The organism is Anabaena azotica FACHB-119 (assembly GCF_014697625.1).
In the GTDB taxonomy this organism is placed as follows: domain Bacteria; phylum Cyanobacteriota; class Cyanobacteriia; order Cyanobacteriales; family Nostocaceae; genus Trichormus; species Trichormus azoticus_A.
Genome location: NZ_JACJSG010000075.1, coordinates 1 through 22,922, shown reverse-complemented (window position 1 = coordinate 22,922; position 22,922 = coordinate 1). Strand labels below are relative to the sequence as shown.

The 22,922-nt window shown below is 41.0% G+C and carries 17 protein-coding genes and 1 pseudogene; 6 read left to right on the top strand and 12 right to left on the bottom strand.

The window, feature by feature from the left end; translation table 11 throughout:
* The first annotated feature begins 188 nt into the window (after positions 1 to 188).
* On the top strand, positions 189 to 404 hold the full coding sequence (locus H6G83_RS32425) for a type 2 periplasmic-binding domain-containing protein (protein WP_190479878.1): 216 nt from the start codon (positions 189 to 191) through the stop codon (positions 402 to 404).
* A 70-nt stretch (positions 405 to 474) separates the two neighbouring features.
* Here the strand turns inward: H6G83_RS32425 and H6G83_RS35050 are convergent, their stop codons facing one another.
* The gene (locus tag H6G83_RS35050) at positions 475 to 633 is read right to left on the bottom strand and encodes a hypothetical protein (RefSeq protein WP_206759019.1); all 159 of its coding nucleotides are present in this window, start codon (positions 631 to 633) and stop codon (positions 475 to 477) included.
* Positions 634 to 714: 81 nt separating this feature from the next.
* Here H6G83_RS35050 and H6G83_RS35045 point away from each other — a divergent pair, with 81 nt between their 5' ends.
* Both H6G83_RS35045 and H6G83_RS32410 read left to right on the top strand, forming a co-directional pair.
* Positions 715 to 1,062, top strand: coding sequence for a hypothetical protein (locus H6G83_RS35045; RefSeq protein WP_206759018.1), 348 nt, complete (start codon positions 715 to 717; stop codon positions 1,060 to 1,062).
* A 645-nt stretch (positions 1,063 to 1,707) separates the two neighbouring features.
* Complete coding sequence (locus H6G83_RS32410) at positions 1,708 to 1,968, top strand: hypothetical protein (RefSeq protein ID WP_190479871.1); 261 nt, start codon at positions 1,708 to 1,710, stop codon at positions 1,966 to 1,968.
* A gap of 125 nt (positions 1,969 to 2,093) precedes the next feature.
* On the opposite strand, the gene H6G83_RS32405 is transcribed toward H6G83_RS32410, so the two are convergent.
* Complete coding sequence (locus H6G83_RS32405; RefSeq protein ID WP_190479869.1) at positions 2,094 to 3,212, bottom strand: nSTAND1 domain-containing NTPase; 1,119 nt, start codon at positions 3,210 to 3,212, stop codon at positions 2,094 to 2,096.
* A 1,246-nt stretch (positions 3,213 to 4,458) separates the two neighbouring features.
* On the opposite strand from H6G83_RS32405, the gene H6G83_RS32400 reads away from it, so the two are divergent.
* Positions 4,459 to 5,133, top strand: a complete 675-nt coding sequence (locus H6G83_RS32400; RefSeq protein ID WP_190479867.1) for a hypothetical protein — start codon at positions 4,459 to 4,461, stop codon at positions 5,131 to 5,133.
* 89 nt (positions 5,134 to 5,222) lie between these two features.
* Here H6G83_RS32400 and H6G83_RS32395 read toward each other — a convergent pair whose 3' ends face one another.
* Together H6G83_RS32395 and H6G83_RS32390 are read right to left on the bottom strand one after the other, a co-directional pair.
* A complete protein-coding gene (locus tag H6G83_RS32395; protein WP_190479883.1) occupies positions 5,223 to 5,579 on the bottom strand; it encodes a Rieske (2Fe-2S) protein in 357 nt (118 codons plus the stop codon).
* 95 nt (positions 5,580 to 5,674) lie between these two features.
* On the bottom strand, positions 5,675 to 6,634 hold the full coding sequence (locus tag H6G83_RS32390; protein ID WP_190479864.1) for an orange carotenoid-binding protein: 960 nt from the start codon (positions 6,632 to 6,634) through the stop codon (positions 5,675 to 5,677).
* A gap of 1,572 nt (positions 6,635 to 8,206) precedes the next feature.
* On the opposite strand from H6G83_RS32390, the gene recD2 reads away from it, so the two are divergent.
* Positions 8,207 to 10,450, top strand: coding sequence for an SF1B family DNA helicase RecD2 (gene recD2, locus H6G83_RS32380; RefSeq protein ID WP_190479863.1), 2,244 nt, complete (start codon positions 8,207 to 8,209; stop codon positions 10,448 to 10,450).
* Between the two features lie 99 nt (positions 10,451 to 10,549).
* Here recD2 and H6G83_RS32375 read toward each other — a convergent pair whose 3' ends face one another.
* The 6 genes and pseudogenes from H6G83_RS32375 to H6G83_RS32350 all read right to left on the bottom strand — a co-directional run bounded on the left by H6G83_RS32375 (position 10,550) and on the right by H6G83_RS32350 (position 17,787).
* Positions 10,550 to 11,581, bottom strand: coding sequence for an IS701 family transposase (locus H6G83_RS32375; RefSeq protein ID WP_190479881.1), 1,032 nt, complete (start codon positions 11,579 to 11,581; stop codon positions 10,550 to 10,552).
* A 144-nt stretch (positions 11,582 to 11,725) separates the two neighbouring features.
* The gene (locus H6G83_RS32370) at positions 11,726 to 13,399 is read right to left on the bottom strand and encodes a GTPase (protein WP_190479860.1); all 1,674 of its coding nucleotides are present in this window, start codon (positions 13,397 to 13,399) and stop codon (positions 11,726 to 11,728) included.
* A 108-nt stretch (positions 13,400 to 13,507) separates the two neighbouring features.
* The gene (locus tag H6G83_RS32365; RefSeq protein ID WP_190479859.1) at positions 13,508 to 15,676 is read right to left on the bottom strand and encodes a GTPase; all 2,169 of its coding nucleotides are present in this window, start codon (positions 15,674 to 15,676) and stop codon (positions 13,508 to 13,510) included.
* A 184-nt stretch (positions 15,677 to 15,860) separates the two neighbouring features.
* Positions 15,861 to 16,016 carry a hypothetical protein gene (locus H6G83_RS32360; RefSeq protein WP_190479858.1) on the bottom strand — a complete coding sequence of 52 codons (156 nt, stop codon included), beginning with the start codon at positions 16,014 to 16,016 and terminating at the stop codon, positions 15,861 to 15,863.
* A gap of 16 nt (positions 16,017 to 16,032) precedes the next feature.
* A pseudogene (locus H6G83_RS36475) lies at positions 16,033 to 16,173 on the bottom strand (YgjP-like metallopeptidase domain-containing protein); the annotation flags it as partial.
* Positions 16,174 to 16,206: 33 nt separating this feature from the next.
* The gene (locus tag H6G83_RS32350; protein ID WP_190479888.1) at positions 16,207 to 17,787 is read right to left on the bottom strand and encodes a hypothetical protein; all 1,581 of its coding nucleotides are present in this window, start codon (positions 17,785 to 17,787) and stop codon (positions 16,207 to 16,209) included.
* Positions 17,788 to 18,478: 691 nt separating this feature from the next.
* Here H6G83_RS32350 and H6G83_RS32345 point away from each other — a divergent pair.
* Complete coding sequence (locus H6G83_RS32345) at positions 18,479 to 19,639, top strand: hypothetical protein (protein WP_190479856.1); 1,161 nt, start codon at positions 18,479 to 18,481, stop codon at positions 19,637 to 19,639.
* Positions 19,640 to 19,886: 247 nt separating this feature from the next.
* On the opposite strand, the gene H6G83_RS32340 is transcribed toward H6G83_RS32345, so the two are convergent.
* Both H6G83_RS32340 and H6G83_RS32335 read right to left on the bottom strand, forming a co-directional pair.
* A complete protein-coding gene (locus H6G83_RS32340) occupies positions 19,887 to 21,215 on the bottom strand; it encodes a hypothetical protein (RefSeq protein WP_190479885.1) in 1,329 nt (442 codons plus the stop codon).
* Positions 21,216 to 21,324: 109 nt separating this feature from the next.
* The gene (locus H6G83_RS32335) at positions 21,325 to 22,872 is read right to left on the bottom strand and encodes a hypothetical protein (RefSeq protein ID WP_190479854.1); all 1,548 of its coding nucleotides are present in this window, start codon (positions 22,870 to 22,872) and stop codon (positions 21,325 to 21,327) included.
* Positions 22,873 to 22,922 lie beyond the last annotated feature (50 nt).

The window sequence follows — 22,922 nt, the reverse complement described above, 5'->3', positions numbered from 1 at the left end:
TAAAAAACGCCGCCCGAAAGCTTATCCTGTAATGACCAAGCCCCGCCATCAATTACGTAAACAATTACAAACTGCTTAATTGGTAAGGCTTGTAGCTTTTCTTAGTGCCATTCCAATTAACCCCACTCATAACACAAGTGGCACAGATAGCGACTACCACATCCGAGACAGTGAGCCGCCACAATGAAGTGCTGACCCAGCTTGAAGAACAGGCTCGCCAAAACGCCATACAGCAGGCGACCAACACTCAAGCTCTCGCACAGCTAACCGAAGATGTGGCCAGCTTAACCGATGTAGTGACGAACGCCATAGAAATTATAGAGAGTGACAGAGAAGCATTTAGGGAAGAGATTCGGCGTATTTGGGAATACCTGTTGAAGTCGAATGGTCATGGTGGCGTATAGGTGCTGGGGTGCGATCGCCTAAGTTAAAGCCGAAGAAAAAAAATACCTCCAATTGGAGGCAGACTCTTCATTAAAAACCACGGTACTTAACCCAGGATTTCCACAGATTAACTATGTGAACTTTCTTGGACTTAGCATAATTAACACAGTTGCCAGTGCCGCCAGTGGAACCATCGTGAAGTGCAACTAGGCGATGGCACTGATCAACCATCCACTCGTTGCGTTTCATCAATTTACCTGGATGATATTGATTGGTTGTAGTGCCGGGGACAATATATTTAAATTCAGACAACCTATCAACTATGACGACTTGACTAGCACAAGCCAAGATATCATCATATCGTTGTCGGTCTTCTTTCCCCCACCTACACTCTTGCCCCTCAAAGGGTACAGCCGCAATCAGGGGAATATTGAAATTAATAGCGGCGAGTGCGATGGCGTAACCGCCCGCTTTATAGCGATCGCAGTATCCCAGCCGAGGGCCATGCCGGAGATAACCTGTGTGGGACTAATGCGCTCAAAATATGCAGTAGCCAAATCCGTCAACCGTGAAAGCACAGCAGGGGAATACCCACCTAGTTTTGTGGGTCTGTGGCCTGTGGCAGCAATAATATTCATAGCCGACTCCGTGCATCAGATTTCATTGGTTTGTGCATAGCAACGTCAGTTAGACAGAGATTGTGTCGAACATCAAAAGACCAGAGCGGATGTTAGTATAGTTGCTACATATTATACATAAGTATAAATTGCTTATTTATCTAGGTTAGCAAGCTATAAAACTTTGCTGACAATAATTTTAGTCACCTTGATGCTATCTAGATGCTACTGAAATACTGACACCAGGGCTTTGCTTTATATAACAGCCCTACACTGCCTGACTTTTCACGGGAAGTCCTAAAACCCCCGTCAAGACAGGGGGTGGTAAAACGGGTGTAGGGTGTAGGGAAAAAGAAGAAAGCCTTACTACACCCTACACCCCACACCCTCTGACTTTTCCACATACCGTGAAAAGTCAGCTATACTGCCCACCCCAAATAAAGTAAGTTTGTTGGAACCAGTTAAAGCGCTTTGCAGCTACGCCTGGACGCAGTTTTGTTTCTTATGCAGGGCAGCCTTTTCCCTTTTTTAAACTAAACGGTATAGTTTGCACTTGAGGGCAGCTTCGCCAGTTCTCCCCAAATTGGGATGCTCCCGTATCACAGAACCCAGCTTAACTATAATTAAACTAAAATAAGTAGCTGTAACTCTTGTCTTATCTAAATCCGGCTAAAAAGCCGAATTAGGTTTAGCATAACGAAAAAATATGCAAACAACATTAACTAACGCTGAAGCTCAAAAGCTTCTCATAGCCCAGAACCGCATTCATGATATTCTGATGGGCTACAAAACTACTTTACGTTTGTTGTTAAATTCAACAGAAGTTCAAAGCTTACAAGAAGCTAATATTATAGAAACAGAAAGCTTCCTATTAATTGAGGAGGCAACAGTAGCAACTGAAAAAATGTTGACAGCCCTGAGCGATGCTTATGAAAAAATTGTGTCGGTAATCGATGGCGAAACTTAGGCGCTGCAAGATATTCAAGCAATCCCACCGAACTGAGGCTCAAAATCGCTAAAAACTTTGTATGGTAGTGCTTTCCAATCCCACGAGTTGATTGCTTGCTCGGAAGTGCGATCGCTATCTTGCGCCTACTTAGCCGCTTTCTGTTGTAGATATTTCTGCACTAATGGTACTTGAAAAGCGTTGCCAACTGGTGTAAGAATTTCTTTGCGTGTTAGTTTTTTAATTAGTTTGCTGTCTTGGGGGGTGGGGGTTTCGCCTGCAATGACACGACTGAGTAAATGGCGATCGCTTTCTTCTAAACTTGTCCACAATTCCCGAAAATATTGATCACCTCGTTCTAGTGCTATGGGTATGATCTCTTGCACATCGGCTAATGTGGCTTTGGCTGTTGATGGTTGTCTTCTATTTGCCCTGATGTCACGATTTAGCAATTCTACCAATTCGTAGCATAGCAATTGCACGAGGTAAGGCTGACAGCGAGTAGTTTGGATAATTTTATTTACTGCTTCTGGCTCGTAAATATTGGTGAAGTCTTCTATTGGTTTTGTAATCAAGTCATGGGCTTCTGATTCTTGCAGATAAGTCATTCGCAAGGCGCGAGTGTTGATTAGATAATCGCTCCAGTAAGCATCAAGTTCAGATAATTGGTGAGAACCACTGAACAGCAAAATCCATTGTTTTTGATGTTGCATTAGGTGACGAATAAAGTTGAGTGGCGCACGGCTACTTGTAGCGTTGACTACTTCACTCAAGCGTTCAAAATCATCTAAACATAGGAGAAATCGCTTACTAGGATAACTGCGTTCTATTTGAGTTAACCAAGTTTGTAGCGCGGGAAATGGATCTTCACTCAGCTTGTTGCTATCTGGAGAAGGTAAGTTTAGCCTGTGGGGTGAACGTCTGGCGGAATCGATAATTTGTTGGGCTAGATTTGCGGCGAATCCTTTGATTGTGGTAGCTGATGCTGCACTTTGTACATCTATTAGTAAAGGAACGATATCTGACTTGTCTAGTAAGAGGGGTATTTGATGAAGGAGAGAAGTTTTACCGATTTTTCGTTCACCGTGAATTAACAATGTTTGACAAGAAACTGAGAGATTTTTAATTTCACGGAGGGTATCAATTCGCCCTTTAAAAAGATTAGTACAATTTTCTGGAACAAGCGGTTTTTGATAACAATAAACTTGTGGAATGCCCCGCGTAGGCGATCGCCTACTCCAGCTTAAATTACTTAAATTAATCATGACTCAGTAACCCACACAGGTTTAAGTTGGCTTTGCCCTAGATACTACCTTGATAGTGCAGTAAAGATGCTGCATATTATACATATATACAGATATTTTAGCCATCTAGGTAAACAGGCTATAAATTTTTGTGGACAATAGTTTTAGTAACCTTGATGCAACCTAGATGTTACGGAGATAGCCATCGTTATGCGAGGCGAGGTAGTATCTAGGTGGTGGGCGAAATCCTGCTCATTCACTAGTACAATAGTATTAGCAAATACCCAATAATTTTAGTTATAGTTGTATTAGTAGTTTTGTATTACTAAACGGACAGGGCAAACGTTATTATTCTTTGTCCAGCGACGAGGTAGCGCTGCTGGGGCTATGCGATCGCCTGGAACTGGTTGCTTAAGTTATGTTTTATTACTCAGTACAATTGTACTAATATATACAAAATAACGCACCCTTATCTTTTATCCGATATAAAATACGATAAAAACTCCCTGTTTTGGCAGCGTTGATTTGACAACTCTGTCGGTTTGCAGACTAAATGAAATTTGTGCGGACTAAGTGAAATTTTGTTGCAGACTAATTGAAATTCTACTTGTGGAACCCTGATTCTCTCGTAGTCACACAGCGATGGCGCAAGCGCCCAGCGTAGCTGATCGCTAATTATAGAATTTTGCTCCAAAGCCTTGTGGGGTAACGAATTGACACGCTTTATCTCCCTGCTTGCGGAAAATTTCATTTAGTCTGCGAATTTAGGGGGAATTTTTCACTTAGTCCGCAAAAAAATTTCACTTAGTCTGCAACAAAGGTAGCTCAAACCCTTATTCTTGCGTTGAAAAAATTTCACTTAGTCCGCAAACCCACAACTCTAAAAGTTGGTTTGTAGGGCTATACAAATCTTCAAAGCTTTTTTATGATGCAGATGTAGTTAGGCGTTCACATATACTCGCCTTTACCTTATACTAGCGGTTCACTATCATTAAGATCAGCATTTTACCTGATTCTTTACATTTCGCTAAAATTACCGGAAATTTCTTCCTGACAGTTAACACCTGATAACTAACAACTGACAACTGACACCTGACAGTTAACACCTGATAACTAACACCTAACAACTAACAACCGACAACTAACAACTGACACCTGACAGTTAACACCCGATAACTAACAGCTAACAACTGACAGCTGACACCTGACAACTGACAGCTGACACCTGACGGTGGGCATTGCCCACCTTGCCCCCTGTACCCTAACCATGACCGTATACCAACAGCTGACAATCTGGGATATTTTAGATGAAATCTCCGAAGCCCCGCCCACCTCTTCACTCGCGGCGGTGTGGTCATGTTTGGATACTGAGTTAGAGAATTTGTCAGTAGAAGCACAATTGGCGATCGCAGCGACAGCCTTCTCCCAAATCGCCGACATTCTCAAAACTCGCGCCCAATGGTTATTAGAAGATGTCCGCGCCCAAACAGATACAGATGGGCCAGTGATCAGCACAGATATCTTTGCGGGGCTGGTGCGGACAACAATGCAGCTAGATTTAGATGACCTAATCGAAGACCCCCCGGCGCAGACCTTTAGACCACACGGGCCGCATCAGTTTACTAATCCTGTTACCAGTGCTGATTCAGTAGCCGCCCCGGTGGAGAAAGAAGACGTGCTGGCAATGCTGGAAATCCAGACTGTGGAGGATGTTCATTTATTGGCGGGGGATGAGGATGTCGATAAGTGGAGAAATGCGATCGCTCAATATCTGGTTCAGGTCAGAGGTGAGATTTCCCTACCAAAACTGCAACGCAAGTTAAAGATGCCGATGGTAGAAGTTTGGTTGGGGCTGCTGCTCGGTGGGTTTGCGTTAGAGCAACGGGGGGATTTTTATGAAAATGACAAAATTTGGGTGAGGGGGGATGATTCGGGAGTTTGATCCGCAGAAATGATATTTTCAAGGTGAGCGTCAAAGTCAAAGTAAGTGCTTTAAAAACTTTCAGCAGTAAGCTTTAGTTGACACCTACTCTACTCCTCTAGACCGACCCAGATACTGCCTTCTTCCACACGAGTTGGGAAAATTGTCAGAGCCTTTTGTTTGGAAACCATAGCTAGAACTCGTCCTACCCCAGGCGGCCAGGGACTCCAATCTTTGACATCTCCACTTTGGAGGTCAAAGGCGCTATGGTGCCAAGGACAAACGATTGCATGGTCTTCTGTTACTTTGCCACCTTGCAAAGGCAGCTTCATGTGAGGACAAGCATTATCCATTGCATATATCTGCTCTTGATGATGCAGGAGTAAGATCGTGTGGTTTCCCACTTTCACCACATAACGCGCATCTTGGGGGAGCGCATCTTGAGCAAGCACTTTCACCCAATTCATACCAACCTCCAGCATTTTAGTTTAATCATCATGGTTATAGAAAACCAAATTGAGGAACTTGTAGGGTCTATGTCCCAAATTACCCCAAGCGTGGTCTACCGGAGCAAGCCCAAGTTCAGCATCTCTTGGGGTGATGCCAGCACGTCAATTGCCACAAAGAAAATCTTGCCTTGAGGATTGAGTAAGAACCGCCATGCTAGATTTATGCCAACACTGTCACCAAACCAAGGTGTTTGAACTTTACCCGTCACTTTAATCTGGGTGAATTCTCCTTCTGCTGGTTCAGATACCCCCCGTTCTGGTATCAGCTTGAGTCCATAGCATTCTTCACGCATATATGCGAGGAGCGACTCATGACCCACAATCGGTTCCTGGAAAGGGGGTTGCAAAGCACCGTCTTCAGCAAATAAAGCCACAGCGCCTTGGAAGTCAAAGGCGTTCATATTCTCCACGTAGCTTAGGACTGTCAGGTTGTCGATGCCCTCAATGCTGACCTTAGCTCGTGGAGCGATATCTTTAGGTGGAACCACAGGTTCTTTAACGGTTTGAGTCCCAGATGTTGGGACATAGCCCATATTGATGACAATATTTTGTAATACGGTGAGTTGCTGTCCCCCTTCAAGTTGACGGATGGCTTGGAGGACATCTGTTGCTTGCGTAGAAAGTTTATAATTTTCGGGAATCGGAGCAACGATTCCTTGTTTCATCCACTCGCCTAACTGATACCAGAAGCCCAACTTGACATTCGTGCCGAAAGATGAGTATGTATGACAGATGTCCGTATCAGCATGGTTAACCAGATCGCACATCACTTGTGTTTGCTCTCCAGCAGACATCTGCTTGATTTGAGTCAGGGTTTTTTCTGCGAAGACCATATTGGCTGCCCCCATAGCAGCGGGAGTGATTGTAACTCCCATTTCGGTATAGGCAAACCAAAGTAAAGCCAACTGATCCTCAGCACTGAGTTGATTGCATGATTCAATGGTAGCTGGAACCACATTAGCAACTTGAGTGTCAGGGAAAATGGAGCGAGCTGAATCAATAGTAAATGACATGATCAAAGCCTCCAAAACAAATGTAAGTTTAGAAATTTGAATTGCCCAGTCTACCTACGGCTACTGTTTTACCCAACCGGACGACTTTTTGAATCAGCAGATAGAAATCCGGCTTCTGCACTATCATGGATGAAAAAATCACGAAATCGCATTACTCCAAATCTACTTCGGCTTCACAAATGACATTGATAATTGTCAAATCGAATTTCCCAGTCTTGTCGTAAGAGTGCTTCAACAATAATAATTCCGAAAGGCCGAATCACTTGCCCTCAGTCCAGCAATTTCAATGAGGAGATCATAAGACCAAAAGGATTTGGAAAATTGAGGATATAGCAGCAGTGCTTTCATAAATCCCCACATCTGTTATCACAGTAACCATAGGTCACTTCACTTTCAACTTTTATCTATCCCAAGCATGATTCTGTCTTCAATTTTTCCTGCCTTCGTAGAGGACTACAACCGGAGTGCAATCACCCAGGTGCTTTCCCAAAAGTCAGATCGACCTGGCAAAAGTGTTAAGGAGCATTACCTACCAAAAACGCTTGTGGTCAGCCATCTACGGTTTTGAGATCACAAACGTTTCTTAATTTTTGATTTCTGCCTACGGGCATTACACCAAATTAGGATTTAGTGGAATCGGCAATTCACAATGCTTCTACATCTGTAATAAGACATTAGCAGAGGTAAAAATTGCGTCTCCAGATGATGTTATTGCTTATAAATAACGCCTAATGTGAATTAAATAGGTTGAGATTGGAAGGTAAGAACATTGATACTAAAGCGACGACGAAGTAATAGACGTAGAGAGTGAGAAGCAATTTTAGCCGCAATATGAACACAAAAGCTGTCAACAGTTTTATTGAGTAAGCAAGGCTGATGCACAATGCGAATGTCATACCATTTGCCATGTCATTTCCTGCCCCGCTCCCAAAAGTACAAGCCCAGATTCCACAAATGGAACTTCATCAGGAACGCACCAAGTCGTTTTGGACAAGGTAATTCGCCCTGGTATTACGCGGCAGTTGATAAAAATCTGGGCCATAGAAGCTAGCGAACGCCTCCAGTTTATCCAGGGCTGAATGGCACGCTCGTTAAGCTGAAAGGTATGCGGCGTAAGGGTTGCTCCAGGGGCTGCTCTTGCTGCTCTTGCAGGGGGAAAAGAGGAATTGGGATACTTTGGACTCTTGCTCTTAAAGCCCTTCTCCCCCTCTCCCTGCACAAAGGCCTCTTCTCTCCCCCTTGCTAGAAAGCTCCCTGCTCCCCTGCTAAGAGCGCGATTTTCTCTTTACAAGCGTGCCATTCAATTAGAGACAAAGCCCCCCAACCCCTACCTAACGCCTTTGACCGTACCTTGAATGCCGTTGGTCAGCAGTATTTTTGTGCCTGGGGTAATGATTGGGTAGGGTGGAATAGGTTCACTCATGGAGTTGCTTCGGTTTAGTTGGGTCAGATGGCAGAGCGCGATGGCGCAAGCGCCCAGCTACCTCGTCGCTATATAAATATAGTAGTATTTGCGTACTATAATAATTGCATTCACAAGTTTATAATAGTGTGCGGCATTTTTAATACCCAATGTCCACTCTACCAACAGCACAACCAAAAGCAGAACCACAGTACGAAACAATAACCGGAGTAGTCGAGCGCCTGACTTTCCACTCTGAGGAATCAGGCTACACAGTCGCACGGCTAACCCGCTCTCGCTCCACCGACCTCACTACCATAGTCGGCAACTTTGCCAACATCCAGCCAGGGCAAACGCTACAACTAACTGGCTTCTGGAAAGACCATCCGCAGTACGGGCCGCAGTTTAATGTCACCAACTACCACGAAACCAAACCCGCAACCCTCACGGGGATTGAGAAATATTTAGGCAGTGGACTAATCAAAGGAGTTGGCCCAGTCACAGCCAAACGCATCGTTGCACACTTTGGTTTGGAAACACTGGATATCATCGAAAACCAAATTGACAGATTAATCGAAGTTCAAGGTATTGCTAAGAAACGCATCAAGCTCATCAAGAATGCCTGGGAGACGCAAAAGGCAATAAAAGAGGTAATGGTATTCTTGCAAACTCATGGCGTTTCTACAACATACGCCGTCAAAATTTATAAGCAATACCAAGATAAGGCGATCGCCACCGTCACCGCCAACCCGTACCAGCTAGCCACCGACATATATGGTATAGGCTTTCTCACTGCCGACAAGATTGCGCGAAACCTCGGCGTACCTTCAAGCTCAGAGTTTCGTTACAGCGCTGGTATCATCCACGCTTTGAGTGAAGCAGCCGAGAATGGACATTGTTACTTGCCACAACCAGAACTAATCGAGCAAGTTTCCAAGCTGCTGGCAACCGATGACCACCAGCCTACGGAGGATGCGATCGCGGAAATAATCAAGCAGATGTCAGCCAAGGAAGAACTTATCCGAGAATTTGTCAGGGACAGCTACGGGGAAAAATTATTACTCTGCTATAAACCAACGTTCTTCCACACCGAGCAGAACTTGGCACAATTGATATCTCGACGGTTACGCCAGCCAGTGACACAAGATATCCCCCGTGTTCGTGCGTGGTTAGACCGATTCATGTCCAGCCGCAAAATCCAGCTATCGCCCCAACAGCAGCAAGCGGTAGAGACGGCGGCGTACTCTCCTGTCATGGTGCTGACTGGTGGGCCTGGGGTGGGCAAGACTTTCACTACACACACTATAGTCTCATTATGGAAGGCGATGGGCAAAAGCATTGCCCTGACTGCACCAACTGGCAGAGCCGCACAGCGATTATCCGAGATGACCGGGCTAGAAGCAAAAACGATACACCGCTTGCTGGAATTTGACCCGAAAACAATGGGCTTCAAGCGGGACAATGAGAGTCCCCTACCCTATGATGCAATTATTGCCGATGAAGCCAGTATGGTGGATTTGTTTCTAGCCTATTCTCTAGTTAAAGCAGTAGCCCAGGGAAAACAACTGTTGCTGGTGGGTGACATCGACCAATTACCGTCTGTTGGCCCTGGCAAAGTGCTGGCTGACTTGATTACTTCGCTCCAAGTACCAGTGGTCAAATTAACACAAGTATTCCGCCAAGCTCAACAGAGTGCGATCGTCACCGCCGCACATCAAATCAACCAGGGTGATTACCCAACGATGGAGCCTATCAGCGACAATCCGCAGTCGGACTGCTTATGGCATGGTGGCGGTCACACCCCTGAGCATGGTGTGCAAGCAATCTGCGAATTGGTGAGCGAGTTCATTCCCCGGCTGGGCTTCAACCCAGCTACGGATGTGCAAGTGCTATCCCCGATGTCGCGGGGTTTGGTGGGAACTAGGAATTTGAATGCGGTGTTACAGCAGTTAATCAATCCGCCTGCACCGGGAAAGGTGGAGATTAGCCGGGGTGGGTTGATTCTGCGGGAGGGCGATCGCGTTATTCAACAGATGAATGATTACGATCGTGAGGTTTTTAACGGGGATTTGGGGACTATCGTTGATATTGATACGGAGGAGCAGGAGGTAACGGTTGAGTATGGTGGGAGGGCTGTGGTGTATGATTATGCGGATTTGAATGAGATTACTTTGGCGTTTGCGATTTCATGTCATAAAGCGCAAGGGGGAGAGTTCCCGGTGGTGATCTTCCCACTTTTCATGCAACATTTTATAATGCTGTCGCGTAATCTATTTTACACTGGTTTAACCCGTGCGAGGAAGTTGGCGATTGTCGTTGGTTCCAAGAAAGCGATCGCACTAGCTGTACGAACTACAAATGACAATCAGCGATATACACGCTTATGGCAGAGGCTATTGCAACCCTATCAATAAAAGCTTTTAGCTTTTGATAGTGGCATTTGAAGCTAAATTCTGTATAGCTGTAATGCACTACAAATATTCTAGGACTTACGCATTGACAGAAAGTTGATACTATGCAGTCAAGCCCAACTTCTGTGTTAGGTGTTCTAAAATAAAGTCACGAGCTACTTGAAGAGATAAATTCCTTTGGATTTCATACCAATTTTCAATTAACTCTTCGGAGCGCATTAGTTCTAGTTGTGTAAAAGCTCGAATCGCACTAAAAAAATGAGTTCTAATTGCTTCAGATGTCCTCACCATAAATCGACTAATGCCACACACTTGTTTAATAGCTCTGTGGTAACACTCAATACCCCAATGTATTGAATGCAATTCCCTAAATTCTGTTCTAGAAATTGAAGAGAGTGCATCTTTTTCAGGAGTGTACATAATGTAATATCTGTAAGTTTCGTTTTTGAAACTTCTCCGAAATACCTTTACCTGACCAAAATTCTTCAGATACACTATTAAACCAGATTCGGGAATTTCTAAATTTTGGACTTGGGTAAAAGTTTTACCATCAACCGAACATGAGCGATTTTTAGCTACACCAGTTAAAAAACCTAAACCTTTGTCTTTAAAGAATTTCAGATTTTTTTGGCTCGAATACCAAGTGTCAGTAGTTACAGTTTTTGGACTTAACCCCCAACTCAGAACCTCCACAATCATTTCTTGCAAATAATCATTTTTCGTCTTTTCTTCTTGTTTGTTATAGATGCGATAATTGACAGGCACAGACTTACCTAAAACATCCGTGTAATACAAGGTAATTAACTGAATACCTTTGACAGCACGATGATGCCTTCCTGAATAATAATAACCGATTAGCTCTGCTATTTTTGGGTCACTATGGGGCTTATCAATTACCGTATCATCACCACTTAAAGTACCTCCAATTAAATTGATATTGGGCTTGATTTCTTCAAATAAGTCCTTGGGTTCATATCTCTCGCGTAGCAAAAATCTGTTGACGCTATCATGAGACAAATCTTTCATTATGTCTGCCAAACGTCTACAGCCTGCATATTTCGATTCTGCCAGTAAAAATAACGTATAAGTGTTGAGATCGCACTTGGCAGTGGATGGCTTGGTAGTCGTTCTAATAGCTTAAACCCCTAAATATGCTCCCAGTGTAAATTATCCGTCTTTCCCGTCCATGAGTGAATAGCGATCGCCTGTTTTTCTCTCATTACTCTGACAGCATTGTTTATTTAATTTGTCAATGCGTAAGTCCTATATTCATTCAAATTAAGCAATATTATCTATAGTAGTTATTTCCTTTTTTATTTTTTGGATCAGGTTTTCGATTTGGTTAACCACCTCACTTTTTGAGCTTTCATTATCTCGTAATTCATGTTGTTGATGTTCGATATCTTGAATTTCGGAATTATAAAAACCAGAAATTATATCTGTTTGAATATTTTTTTCATATTCACTTCTAATTTCTAATGCTACTTGTCGAAAACTCTGGCGCAATTCTGCTCGTGCTTCACGAAGCTTTTGTTCATATTCTGCCTCATCCTTTTCCTGTTTAGCAGCAAGAAAAATTTCTAAGATGGCTCCTACACCTCCAATAATAGGCCCTAAACCTCTAATAAACTTAGCTGAGTTCACCGCTCCCCAAGGTTTAAATTTAACACCAAAGAATTTACCAACGTTATAAACTAAGTCTCTAGATACTGCTGAAGAGAAACCTCCAATGGCTCGTACAGCTTCAGGACTCTTTCTTAATAGAGAAGGTATTTTTTTAGCCTCTCCTACATCTTCATAATCAACTTGCTTCTTATTTGTTGATGAAATTTCTACTTCTTCAGCTAGAGAACGTCCCAGTCTTGATTGTAACAAATGTTCAAGTTGAGTTTGCAGCCTACTTAATTCTTCCTCCAAACTCAACTGTATTTTTTCTATTGTTCCTTTTGTAGCTGACTCTATTTGTTTCTCAGCTTGTTTAATTTGCAAATTAATATCTTTTTCACTATGCCGCCCATCAACTTTACTAGCAACACCTTCACCAATCATTATTACTTCATGTTCAAGATTATTAAATTCTGCTATATAAAAATTCTTAAATCTTATTTGAGATGCTTTTATAAGTAATATTTTACGATGAAGTATTTCTAAAATATCTCTAGTAGACTTATCACCTGTACTTAAAATATTAAGAGACTTTTCTAATATATCTAAAGCTCGGTTGAGAGGGGTTAAAAGTCTTGCGTATAATTTATTTTTGTCGATCAATCTATGTAATGATAATAAAAAAGTAGTAAAGTTAGATTCTTCAAGCAAAAATTCTTTCTCATTTAAGTCTTTCTCTAATCTTGCTTTTAAATCAGAATCAGCATCGATGAAACAAGTATAAAAATCGTTAGGGTGATGAGGTTCGATAACTGTTAAAATGGTTTTTAACAAATCTTCTGGCTTACCAGTTTCACGGCTCATTTTGTTGATTACCAAAAGCATTTGTCCAACACGCTGCATTTCATTTGCAACTCTCTTAAAAAAAGCTCCGCCTTGAGGATTAAAAAGCTCATTAGGAACAACAAATACAAGTAAATCACTTTTTGAAATTGCTTCTAGAGTTATCTGGTCATGCTCTGTTCTACCTGCATATACACCTGGAGTATCAACTAAAAGAACTTCCTTCCAAGAATACTCAGTAATCCTATCTGTACAAATCTCAGCACTAATTTTGACAGATATGTCACCTGTAATCGCCTTAATTAAAGTAGACTTACCAGCGTTATATTGTCCAATGAAAGCAACAGTCAGTTGTCTTTTTTGTTGGTAATCATGAATAAATAAATCAAAATCTTTTGCAATTTCCTTTATTTCATTATCATCAGACAAATAAAGAATTTTGAGTGTTTCAGAGCATAAGTTTTTGACTCTGCTGGCAACTTGCTTAAATTTAAACTCGGACATTTATCTTAGCTCCATGATTTAGTCAATATAATTGTTTATGTAAAGTAGCTTAAATTTGTATAGAAATGCTTGATGTTGTTAGCATGAATAATGACAGAATATCAATACTTATAATAATTCATCAGGTATAATTGATGGTTTATTATGAAAATTATTTTGATACGATGAACTGTTACGAGTTTGCGTATATTGTGATTCTCGTTTCATCTCTCTCTTTATGTTTTCAAGTTTTAAAATTATTTTTTTGATGTTAGATACAATTATTAGTATTTCTTTAATATAAATATCTATAGGTTCAAGCACTTCAGCTTTAGCTCTAACAGCAATATTTGTGTCAATTGTTCTTTGGTAAGTCTCACAAGTCTGCTGCTCAGACTGAGTTAAACTTTTCCAAAGAGTTTCTTTTGCTTCCTGTTTAGCTTTCTGCCATGCTTTCTTTTCGTGATCATCAAAAAAATAACCAAATAATCCAACTGCAATAGATGTAGCAGCAGCTACCCAACCTACAGGATTCCAAAAATTAGCTGCGGCAAAAGTACCAATACCTAAAGCAACGGCAGAAACCGTACCTAAACCAACACTTACCCATTTTAGAATTTTTCCAACTTGAAATTGTTGATATTTATCAAAATTTGTAGTTTCTAATTTAATAGTTCCCATATCATACTGGTATTGCCTTTGAAACTCATTTAAAGATACTACTAATTCCTGAACTATTTCCTCAAATAAACCTTCCATAGCAATTTCAATTTTTTCCTTCTCTCGATTCATTCGCTTTTGATACTCAGCCTGAGCAATATCTTTCCCTAAATATTCATCTACGAATGCGGGAATCCACTGTTTAATTTTGCTAAAAGAGTCTCTGCATTGCCTTGCAATTTTAGCTTTTCCATTTTTCACATTATCCTTAAAAATATTTTCAACCTCTGCCTGTTTTTCTTGCATAAAGCTTACTTGTGATAACAGGTATTCTTGATGTCTGTTTAACGTGATTATAATTGAGTCAAGGAAGTAAATTATAGCATCAAAGAATGTATTCCAGCGTCTTTGTTTTCCTCTCGTGTATATCTCTGAGACTATTAAACTGTAGACTTCTTCTATCCTGCTTAACCGCCAAAGCGTTTCAGATAATTCATCATATTGAGGTTGATTACTAAGGAATGCGGCATAAGCATGAATACAACTAATCTGTATATCTTTTAGATTTAAACTCTGTTCAACATAATTTCGGATATGGTGCTTATGTTCCTCTAATCTCTGTGCATCAAAAACCTTATCTGGATTTCTAATGAATCTTTCAAGACGTTTAGAGTTATCAATATTGGCTTTAATATTAAGGATAACAAAAAAGAATTTTTTTATTTCTTGCAACCACCCCATCGCATCAAACTCACCGGGTTGAACAGAGTCATCGCTAGTTAAAAAAATGACTATATCAGATTCATATACTATTTCTAGAGCTTTCTGTTTATCTTCATTTCCTTGATAAGCTTCAATACCTGGGGTATCGATTAAACGTAAGCCCTTCCATCTATATTCTCTAATATCTCTAGTTGTTCGTTGAGAACCTGTACCGATTGTACTACCATCACCACAAGTTAAAGCTTCACGGATAGTGCTTTTACCTGCTTTAGTTCTACCAAATAGAACAATTGTAAAATCTGATAAATGTTGTCTTTTTATGTCCAAGGAGTTTCTAAGTTCTTTAAGTTCTTCATTAGTATACTTTTCAATTTCATCTGATATATTTTTCAAATCATTAATGAAATTAAATTTATGAATATTGTTTTGTTTTAATAAACGAGATATGTTTTGGTTTAAATCAAGCTTGAATGTTTTTAAGAGGGCTGCAATTTCCTGGTAGTAGTTGAAAGTCTTTTGGTAAGCAATCTTAGCTGTCTTTGTGGATTCTTCCAGAGCTTGCTGAAATTCATCAGGCGATACCTTTTTGGATCTTGAACCTCCAACTTCTACTTCAGGCTCACTCATTGCAAACGATTCCGGTTCAGCTTCCAGTTCAAACTCTCGCCCCCAAGCAATATCAAAACTATTTCTCTGCTTGGCAAGCACTTTAACTTTTGCCATCGATTTTATTTCTAGCCTAGCGATCGCATATCTGACTAACGCTGTAGTGCTTTCCGGTTCTGGTATTTCACTTGACTCTAAAATAACTTTGATTACTCTACCCTTAGATGTAACAGTAGCTGTAATACCTCGGATTTGGAAAGTTTGGTTGAGTGTAACTGAGATACTTTCTTCAAGGGTAGGAGGAAACATACTTAGGCGCGAGGATATATTGAACAGTTTTATACCTATAGCTAAGTATTCCCATTTTTTTTAAGTTAGTCACACTCAAAAATATTTTTGCAGTAGAAAATATGCCGATTCGTATGAAGCTTACAAATTGTGCTTGAATTAATACTTAACTTATTGTGTAAAGTTTCTTTTAGTATTTAACCTTTCAGCCATTACTCCAAACTATTCCTTCTAATCCCGCTTCTCCCTCACCGCCTAAGATTCCAGTTGCTCCTTCTGCCCCCTCCAGCCCAGCATGGAGTATGACAGCACCGCCCAGAACCATCACCATGATTGAGGTGTAACAAGTGAACAGTTTCATGAGCGACCACATACTCTCATACTGAGACAGGGGCATCAGCTAACTGCCAATTAATACGAATTATTTTATATTTTGAGCAGCCTCCCCAGGTTTGCTTTTCCTGAGAAAGTTTAAATAGTGGTGTCTCGATACCAAACTTACGGGCATATACCTTAACTAAATGCTGTACATCTTAAGCTAATTGTTTGTTTTACGAATACAGATTGGCCTCTAGCTGTTTCAAGATCCTTTTATAATTATTTTTATCTCCTTGAAAAAACTTCCAAGCGGCAAAACCTGCACCAAGTGTAACAAGAGCTGCTCCTCCAGTTATAGCCCCAACCCCACCAAGAGATGCAATAGTAGCACTATATGCTGCTGCTCCTGATAAGGTACTAATTGCCGTACCTGTACTAGCTACACCAAAAGCACTAGCAGCAGCCCAAGCTGTACTAACAGCAGCCGCACTGGTTGCCACTCCTACTCCCGCAGCCATTCCTAATTTCTGTTTATTCTCTACATTCATTTGAGTAACGGAAGCAATAGAAATTAGTGCAGCAGCACCAATTAAAGCAGATCCACCTGTTGCTACTGCTAATCCTCCTAACATTCCTAATCCACCGGCTGCTACAGAACCACCTCCTAAAAAAGCTAACGTCGCATTAGTTGCTGCGCCTCCAGATAAACTACTTATAGCTATTCCTGTTCCTGCTGTTATTCCACTTGCAGATGCTAGTTTAGTAGCTGTTGGAATAATACTTGATGCTTTTTCGACTGAATCCTTTGCTTTTTTGACTACATCAATTAAATAATTACTTTCTTTGTAATTTTGCTTGGAATTATTTATTGGATTACGCATTAATTGATAAATAATCTTACACTCTTCTGGAATAGACGAAGCCAAAATTAAAGATTCTAACATCAGGATTTTTTCTTGCTCATAAACTGGCTTCCCATCCCTTATTTGCTTATATATAGAAAATAATTCTGTTTTATTAAAACCATTTTTATGTGCAGGAAAATTTTCAATTAAATCTGTAATAAAAATTTCTGTGGTGGTTGCTTTAGATAAATAACTAAAATAAAAATAAATTTGTTTGATTTCATTAGGTATAGATGAATTATTAATAATATAATCCAATTGATTGATAACGTTAAAATTGGTGTTATACTCTCCTGCTTTAATATATTGATAAGTACCTTTAATAATTAGTAGTTGATTTTCTTTTATGTCTAACAAAGATAGACTATCTTCAATGCACTTATCAATTATTTGTATTTTAGAGTTTTGACTAGCGATGTTATATCTTTTAATAAATGATGAATTTGATTGAGAAGAAGCAACAATAAAGTCTAATAATTTCAATGCTGGCAAGTCAATTAAATGAGTACCATTTTTAATTTGTTCATACACTATTCTACATCTTTTTTTGCTATCTAATTTTATATCTGCATTTTCTATTAAATTCAATATAACCTTTTCTATATCGATTTCTTTGTCAAACAACGTATGCAAAACAACTCTTACATTATTTTGATGATTTGATGATTGAGAAAAAAATTGATTGTTTATTTGATTTATAACTATTGAAAATAAGTTATGATTTTTATTTAAGTTAGTCCTTGTAAAATTTAATTGATCGCCTTCAGCACTATTAGCAGGTATATTAATATTCATGCTTTTGCCTGAGCGCAAAGTTATTGTTGTAGAACCTCCAAATTTGGCTTTATCATAAGGTATGAACACGTGATATAACTCACAATCTTGGGCTTGGATATGCGATTCAGACATAGTTTTAACCTACTAAGACACGTTGGCAATAATACTGCTATTTAACTAGCGCTGTTTTTACAATTACTTAACAACAGAAAAAATACTTATAAAAAACTATAACTGAATAAATAGGTTTCCATTTATAAGTATTCCCGTATAAGTTTGTGGAATCATCATAAGTGAATAATAATTTCTGAAGTTGATTTTATCTAGGCAGACGCATTCCTCAGAATTTTAGGCGAATGTGGAAACCCTACCTCTGCGCCGGATACTGCCGTATCATTTCCGCCAACGCCACCGCCTCACCATCCGGCGTATACACCACCTCACTCGACATAGCAATCACAATCCTGTTTTTCCTAGCCCACTCAAACCATTTTTTCACACCAGACTTGACCTGCGCGGATTCCGGCTTCCGACCCTCCTTACAAGCAGCCACAAACACCGCTTCCGGTGACTTAACCCTCTTCCAAGTCCGCACTGCATCCTTCAAATAAGCGATCGCACCCGGCACATTGCCCCAGTACCGCTTAACTGGGCATCTTCACATCAGGTCTTGGTTCACTATCCGCTAGGGTCAGGTCTTCTTATTAGATTCTAAATGTTAGTTATTTTTCGATTTTGGGAAATATACATATAGACCATGTTTTATCTAAGCTTGGCATTTAGATAATTAGACATCACTACTTGTTACAATTAGGAACATTTTATGCTTTCACTTATTTTGAGTATTGTTGCTTTAATCAGTGCATCAACAGGAGCATTAGCTTCTGCTAGAGCTATTGGCAATATGTATGAACCAGAAGAAATGTTTAAAAAGATTACCAATTTCTATGAGAATGCTTTTAATGAATTAGAGAATAATTTGAAATATACTAATAAGCTTGTTGAAAAGCATTCTCAAATTCGGCATGAAACCTTATCTAATATAAAAGATATAGAAACAATTATTCAAGTTCTTAAGGAGATAATCACGCAGGATAAGCAAAATATATTAAAATACGAATTTTTATCTCAGAATCTTGAAGAAAATGCAAACATATTAAATAATATTAAATCTTACATGAGCAAGAATACTAGTGTTGATAGCTACTATGCAGACAATAATTTAGTTAATCCTATAAAAATAGCACTTCAGAACCTGTCTTCTCAATATTTAGATATTCAAAAAATTGGAAATACTACAATAAATAGCTTAAGAAAATACTCTATTAGCATTCATACTGGAGGTATAATTATTGGAACTCTACTTTCATTAGGAAATATTGCTGTAAGTCCAGCAGTAATAATTGCTGGGTTCTTTCTAAATCGTCAATTAGGAAAAGCTTTTATAAAAGTTAAAGAGTATGAATCTGAAGTAGATAGTGCAATATTTCAGATAAATTCTGCAAGACAATTAGTAAAGAATGTACAACAAAAAATTTCTGATTCAATAATAAATTTACAATCATATAATGAATTAATAACCCAATTGGTACTTGATTACAACCAGCAAATTTATAATTATCAAAAGGCTGAGAATATTCAAAAACTCGTTAATATGGCTGATCAGGGAGCCACAGCATTACAACCATTTTGTTCACCACAAATTGGGGCAACAGCTAAATTTATAACAACTATCTTAAAAATGATCCCATTAGCATCTTTATTCAAATTACCTACTTTAAATCTTATTAAGATTAGTTCATTTACTCAAAAGCGTTATGAACGTCTTTTTCTAGTAGGATTAGAAGAAATTACTAAAATTAAGTTAGAAAGAGAGTTACTTGATTTAAATTCGTTATCTCTTCAGCCTAAAGTAGAAAAAACCTTCGTTCATTATTTACGGTGGTGGCAGGAGCGCTCACATCAGGGAACAATAAACAGTTAGCCTTTACTTTTAGTTTGAAAATAGCAATAGCGAAACCTAGCCTATTTCAAATACGTGATCGCACCCGGCCATTCGCCCAAAACTGCTTGACCGTGCGCTGAATCTCTGCATGGAGACTAAACTGTGGTGTACAGGGCATTTCTTATAGCTGTTGCGATACTAACTGCACTTCCTGTTGACTGGGCTGCATGGATTTTTCCATCAAATCAGGCAGTGCAGCGATCGCTTTTAGTCTTGCCGCACTGCATTACTCTCTTTCCCACTCCATCAACTGGCTATCGACAACCACATAACCCCACTGCGGACACTTCCTGACCAACCTCGTAATTACAATCTGCAAGGCGGGGTCATCGTTCCAGCATTCCATGAGAAAATCTAAGCCAGGGTTTTCTTTGAGTAACCCTGCCATCTTCAATTTCTCCATCCGCCAGGGTCTAGCCTTTGACCGAAGAGCGATCGCCTCACTCGACCATTTATCAGGTTGTGTTTCCGGCTCTGGAGCAGACGGCGCGGAACCACCACCTTCATGAGTGGCTTTCGGCTCAACACCCAAGTCTTGTTTCTCTGCCGACAACGTAGCAGGTTGACTATGCCCTGCTGGTTCCTTACTCTGAGTTACTGAATTTTCAAAACCAGAGGCAATGGGCGCGGCGGAAATATGGCCTTCATGACTGGTTCCCGGCTCATCACCCAAGTCTTGATTTTTATTTAACAACGGAGCGGGTTGACTATGGTCACTTTGTGTTACCGAATTTTCAAAACCGGAAGCACCCGGCGCGGCGGAAATATGGCCTTCATGAGTGGTTCCTGGCTCAACACCCAAGTCTTGTTTCTCATTCAACAACGAAGCGGGTTGACTTGGTACACCATCCACGAGCGATAGCGACGTACAGTCCGTTACTGTAGGTAACTCTTCTCTTTCTTCCACGCCTTCCAAGGTCTGAGGCGACGCACCCCCCAAGGGTGCGATCGCCGTCTCATCACCATGCGAATTTTCGTTTGGCGTGGAAGAAACACACCTCACGATCTCTTTTGAAGAGTTCGTGAGGTGTTTCTGAGCAGTTCGTGAGGGTTCACAGAATCCTTGCTCTGACTGGCTTTCATCTGAAATAGACGCTTTGTGCTTACAACGTATTTCTCTAGGGATAGCATCCATTTCTAATTTTTCAGCACTTGATTGTTGTTTTGTAGCATTTGGTTCTTCAGTTTCAGCAGTTGCTTTATCCCAAAATTCCTTCATGCGACTGCCATGCAAATTTCTCACCATCCAGCCCACAGTTTCACGTCCATCCTGTATCGACTTGTCCGGCTTGAAGATGAACAGCCCACTTTGGGAGAGAATTTTCTTTGCACAGATAAAACTGCTGTAGCCGAGGTTGGTTGATAAAGGCATCCACCGAGAACCATAGGGGTCAGAAGTCCAGCATTCTTGCCATAGCTGATTGACTGAGGGTCTTTGCTGTGAGGCCCAAAGCATATCTTCGATGGGGATAATCACATGAAGCCGCTTGTAGGGTGACTCCTGTTTTTCCTTTGTTGTCTTTCTGGTAATAGGTCGTGTAATAGTTGCTGTCATTATACTTGCTCCTGTTGATATAGACGCACGACAATTACCCCTGGCGCGATCGCCGGGTGTCGTGTTTTGTAGGTAGTCATGTTTTGGGTCTAAAAATTACTGGCTATACTTACAACAGCCGCAATTCATCTTTAAAATATCGGTCAGTCTTTTTCGGGCGATCCTTCCAATGCTCCCAAGCCACCCAAACTTCATCGCCCAAATCTTCTATAACTTCTCCCCTTGCTACATACAAAGCGGAATACTCATCAGCATGGGCGACGATTGAGCCAACTTCTATAGTTTTAGGTAGTGTGGATTTCTCCAGTGCAGTGATTAACTCAATTTCTTGGGGGGTTAGCTCTGCTGTGTAGTCGGCTTTGATAACCTCGTATTCAGTGGCCACTGTCAGATAGTCCTGCCAAGTACACGCAGGTTTGGCAAGCACCGCCCGAATATCACTCACAGCTTGGGGTAATAACTGTAACTGTTCGGCACGATATGCGATCGCCTGCGGTGTGGGTTCACTCCCCAAAATCAAGGCCGCCGCTTGTAACGCTTGGGTGTTATTCATTGCCGTCGCCAAATTACCGAGGGCGATACCCATTAGGCGTAAACACTCCTGGGCGTTTTCTAGTGGTGGTTCCTCCGCCAGCGATCGCAGGTCAATAGTATTCTCTAGCGATCGCACGACTTCTTTGTTCAGTGCCTTAGCGGCCTGCTTAGTAAGGGTATTTCCCCACTCCTGAGCAGGTCTTTGTTGTACCGCGTTTTCTAGCTCCTGATTACGCTGCCTTAACTGCTCGTTCTCATCCCCCAACTTTCTCAGAGCTTCCATCTCATCTAAACGTTGCTGTATCTGTATGTTCTGCTCTTTCTGCTGTTGGTATAATTTTTGCCATGAAGTCAGTTCTTCTTGTACCTGTTCAGTGGCCTGGGCTTTGGCTTCAGAAAGTAACCCAATCCTCAACTCCTGTTCTAGCCGTTCCAATTTCTGCTGGTACTGCTGTTCGAGTTGTGTGATCGCTTCGGCGTATTCTGGGGGGTATTTGCGCTCGATAGTCAAATCATCATTATTAACCAGCAACTTCTCACCATCGGCAAAAGTGACTATCTGTTGGGTCGGGTTGGGCGGAGGAGCCTCGATAGTTCCTTCATCTCCACATCTGGGGTGAGATGGTGAGGTAATTTTGACAATGTTGTTTTTAGGAACCAATGGTTCCTGAGATGGTGCTTTTGTGCGTGGGCGTGGTTGGCGAGGAACCACTTTCTGAGCCGCAGTCGCAAAATCCGAGGCGCTGGGTGAAGGGTTTTCTTGAACTGCGATCGCTACTGCTTCCCTTAGTTTCTCTGGTTCCTTGACTAACCTGAGTAGGGGACGGGCTTGACGCTCATTCTTGATGTGTGACCCTAGTTCCCCAACCGTGTCAATAACTTTCTTTGCTCCTAACAGTTGGTTAATTCTTCTTAAACCTCCCCAAGCTAACAGTTCGGCTTGGCAGTATTCTTTAAAAGAAGTGTAGCCAGCCTCAAGGTAAAGCTCAGAGTCCCGCATTTGGAGGAGTTCGCCTACAGCTTGCCACTCGAAACGGTCAAGGGAGGTGAAGGTTTCTTTAATGCTGTCATTGAGCAGGCTGTAGTCAGGGGTTGATGTTTTGGAGCGATCTAGTGTCAGCATGATGATTGCCCACTACTGGTAAATGCACAAAAACGGTCAGAGATGCCATT

What these genes read in the sequence shown, in the direction of transcription:
- H6G83_RS32410 (WP_190479871.1), top strand. Translation starts at nt 1,708, where the DNA reads ATGCAAACAACATTAACTAACGCTGAAGCTCAAAAGCTTCTCATAGCC.
- H6G83_RS32365 (WP_190479859.1), bottom strand. Translation starts at nt 15,676, where the DNA reads ATGTTTCCTCCTACCCTTGAAGAAAGTATCTCAGTTACACTCAACCAA.
- H6G83_RS32400 (WP_190479867.1), top strand. Translation starts at nt 4,459, where the DNA reads ATGACCGTATACCAACAGCTGACAATCTGGGATATTTTAGATGAAATC.
- H6G83_RS32395 (WP_190479883.1), bottom strand. Translation starts at nt 5,579, where the DNA reads ATGAATTGGGTGAAAGTGCTTGCTCAAGATGCGCTCCCCCAAGATGCG.
- H6G83_RS32370 (WP_190479860.1), bottom strand. Translation starts at nt 13,399, where the DNA reads ATGTCCGAGTTTAAATTTAAGCAAGTTGCCAGCAGAGTCAAAAACTTA.
- H6G83_RS32340 (WP_190479885.1), bottom strand. Translation starts at nt 21,215, where the DNA reads ATGACAGCAACTATTACACGACCTATTACCAGAAAGACAACAAAGGAA.
- H6G83_RS32335 (WP_190479854.1), bottom strand. Translation starts at nt 22,872, where the DNA reads ATGCTGACACTAGATCGCTCCAAAACATCAACCCCTGACTACAGCCTG.
- H6G83_RS32360 (WP_190479858.1), bottom strand. Translation starts at nt 16,016, where the DNA reads ATGAAACTGTTCACTTGTTACACCTCAATCATGGTGATGGTTCTGGGC.
- H6G83_RS32350 (WP_190479888.1), bottom strand. Translation starts at nt 17,787, where the DNA reads ATGTCTGAATCGCATATCCAAGCCCAAGATTGTGAGTTATATCACGTG.
- H6G83_RS32405 (WP_190479869.1), bottom strand. Translation starts at nt 3,212, where the DNA reads ATGATTAATTTAAGTAATTTAAGCTGGAGTAGGCGATCGCCTACGCGG.
- H6G83_RS32345 (WP_190479856.1), top strand. Translation starts at nt 18,479, where the DNA reads ATGCTTTCACTTATTTTGAGTATTGTTGCTTTAATCAGTGCATCAACA.
- H6G83_RS32390 (WP_190479864.1), bottom strand. Translation starts at nt 6,634, where the DNA reads ATGTCATTTACTATTGATTCAGCTCGCTCCATTTTCCCTGACACTCAA.
- recD2 (WP_190479863.1), top strand. Translation starts at nt 8,207, where the DNA reads ATGTCCACTCTACCAACAGCACAACCAAAAGCAGAACCACAGTACGAA.
- H6G83_RS35050 (WP_206759019.1), bottom strand. Translation starts at nt 633, where the DNA reads ATGAAACGCAACGAGTGGATGGTTGATCAGTGCCATCGCCTAGTTGCA.